The organism is Streptomyces sp. NPDC001714 (assembly GCF_042892755.1).
Lineage (GTDB): Bacteria > Actinomycetota > Actinomycetes > Streptomycetales > Streptomycetaceae > Streptomyces.
Window position 1 is genome coordinate 1 of record NZ_JBIAUL010000070.1, and the last position, 2,471, is coordinate 2,471.

The 2,471-nt window shown below is 66.8% G+C and carries 3 protein-coding genes; 1 reads left to right on the forward strand and 2 read right to left on the reverse strand.

What is annotated here, in order from left to right:
- Window positions 1-36 precede the first annotated feature (36 nt).
- Both ACFY0P_RS52090 and ACFY0P_RS52095 read right to left on the reverse strand, forming a co-directional pair.
- Window positions 37-1,203, reverse strand: a complete 1,167-nt coding sequence (locus ACFY0P_RS52090) for an IS630 family transposase (protein WP_388929524.1) — start codon at window positions 1,201-1,203, stop codon at window positions 37-39.
- 179 nt (window positions 1,204-1,382) lie between these two features.
- The gene (locus ACFY0P_RS52095) at window positions 1,383-1,757 is read right to left on the reverse strand and encodes a hypothetical protein (protein WP_328435689.1); all 375 of its coding nucleotides are present in this window, start codon (window positions 1,755-1,757) and stop codon (window positions 1,383-1,385) included.
- Between the two features lie 88 nt (window positions 1,758-1,845).
- Between ACFY0P_RS52095 and ACFY0P_RS52100 the strand changes: the two genes are divergently transcribed.
- The gene (locus ACFY0P_RS52100; RefSeq protein ID WP_328435690.1) at window positions 1,846-2,358 is read left to right on the forward strand and encodes a PadR family transcriptional regulator; all 513 of its coding nucleotides are present in this window, start codon (window positions 1,846-1,848) and stop codon (window positions 2,356-2,358) included.
- Window positions 2,359-2,471 lie beyond the last annotated feature (113 nt).

Genomic DNA, 2,471 nt, shown 5'->3' on the forward strand with positions numbered 1-2,471 from the left:
CTAAGTGGTCGACGCTCGAAGTCCTTCGGGGGTTGATCACATGGCCTGTGGGATCGAGGATTCTTCATGTCGGACGGCGGTGTTTCGGTCGAGCCGGGCCAGCAGATCGTCCAGGTCGGAGGTGGTGAACCTCCACTGGAATGGCTGTGCCGTGGCGTTGTAGCGGTCTTCGAATGCTCGGAGCCGGTCCCGGACCTCGTTGAGGTCTGTGAAGTCGTTGGGCGAGACAACCTTGCGCTGGACGATCGAGAAGAAGATCTCGATCTGGTTCGTCCATGAGGCGTGGACGGGGGTGTGGACCATGACTGCATTCGGAAACCTGCTGGTCAGGCGGTCGATTGCCTTCTTTCCTCGGTGGGAGGAGCCGTTGTCGACGATCCAGAAGACGCGTTTTGCGCTGGCGTAGGGCTCCTGCGTCATGACCTGCTCGACCAGGTTCATGAACGGCACGATCCCGGTGGTTGGCTCGCAGCGGCCGAAGACGCGGGCTTGATGGACGTCGTAGGCCGCCAGGTAGGCCAGGGCGCCGCCGCGCTCGTAGTCGTGGTTGACGCGCATCGCCCGGTTCTGCCCGGGTGCCAGGGTCGGGTGGCAGCGGCAGCGGGCCTGGATCGATGTCTTCTCGTCCGCGGAGACCACGTACTCGTCCTCGCCGAGCGGTTCGCCCTGGCAGGTGCGGGCGTACAGGTCCATCACGCGGGCGGCCTTGGCGCGGAAGTCCGGGTCGCGGACGAAGATCCAGGACTGGTACTGCCAGGGCTTGAGCGCGTCCTGCTTGACCCAGCGCCGCACGGTGGAGGTGGAGATGGACCCGGCGATGCCCCTGGCAACCACCTCGCGGGCCAGTTCCGGACACGACCAGCGCGATAACGGCGTAACGGTCTCGGCGGGCAACTGGCAGGCCAGGGCCTTGACCTCGGCGACCTGGAGCGCAGTGAACGACGGCGGCCGACCGGACCGTTTGCGGTCGGACAGCCCGGGCAGGCCCCGCTCGGCGAACCGGCCCCGCCAGGTCCGGACCGTGTCCAGGTGCAGGCCGGTCTCCCGGGCGATACGCGCGTTGGAACGCCCGCGCGCCGCGTGCAGGACCACCTGAGCTCGCACCCGCAGCCGGTGCTCGGTCCTGTGGCCGTTGGCCATCTTCTTCAACTGCGCACGCTCGGTGGTGCTCAGGGCTATCTCGATAGCCGGGGCAACAGGCAAGTGGGGTAGGCCAATACGCCGTGTCCGGGACGCCCGGCAACAACCGCTCCATCGTCGGCCACGCGCCCGTGCTGGAGTCGATGTGGTCGATCCTCGCCCAGCCCGCCGACCTACGGCACCATGACCGCCTGGAGCGCAATAGACGGCCTGGGCCGTCGGCTGGGGCTGATCCCGCTCGCTCAGCCGAAGAAGCCCACGATCCGGGCGATCCGGTTGTCCGGGGTGAACTCGACGAAGTCGAGTCCGGGAAGCTCCCGGCCGTGGTCCACACCTGCGGCGACGATGGGGTCGGGCGCGGTCATCAGCCAGCTGAACCTGCCGACGCCGTGGTGGGTGTCCAGGCCGCTGGTGGGGCGGAGGGTGAAGCCGGGATACCGTTCGGCCGTGCCGAGGACGAGCCGGACCATGCTCTCGATGCCCATGACGGTGTCGGTCATCGTGTCGGTGTAGGTGCTGTCCTTGGTCCAGCATCGGGCGAAGGCCGCCGCGATGGTCTCGGCATCGTCCCCGCTCCACGCCGCCGCGTAGTCGGCGATCGCCTGCTGTCGTTCCACGTCCACTCCTGACTAGTCCAGACTTGAATACACCTGGACGGTAGGCCGTTACTGGGCAGATAGTCAAGACCGGACTAGGGTGGTGCCCATGTCAGTCGGTGGTTATCTCGTACTGGGCCTACTGCTGGACGGTCCCGCCTCGGGCTACGAGCTCGGCGCGCGGGCGTCCAGGGCAGTGGCCTACTTCTGGCCGATCACTCGGTCGCACATCTATGCCGAGCTTCCCAAACTGGTGGATCGCGGGCATGCCACGGTGCAGCACGTCGTCCAGGAGGCGGTGCCGGACAAGCGGGTCTACACCGCAACCGACGCCGGCCTGCACGCCTTCCGAGGGTGGCTGGACGGCTTCAACACGGTCTCCGAACGCGCCCGTCAACCGTTGCAGATCCAGCTGCATTTCGCCCAGCACACCAGCACCGAGCACCTGCTCGGACAGCTCGATCAGTGGGAGGCGGAACTGCGCAACACTCTCGTGCTGTGCCAGGAACTCCTCGACGAGTACACGGACCACGCCGGCCGCAGCCTGACCGCACGGTTCGCGATCAACCGCGCCGAGGCGGACCTCACGTGGATCGGTGAGGCCCGCGCGACGCTGTCCTGAACCTCGTCATGCGCTACCGATTCCACCTCACCACCCTCAACACCTGACGGCAGACATGCCCACGATCGGCTCCAGAGTCAACCCCCGAAGGATTTCCGGAGGGGACCACTAAG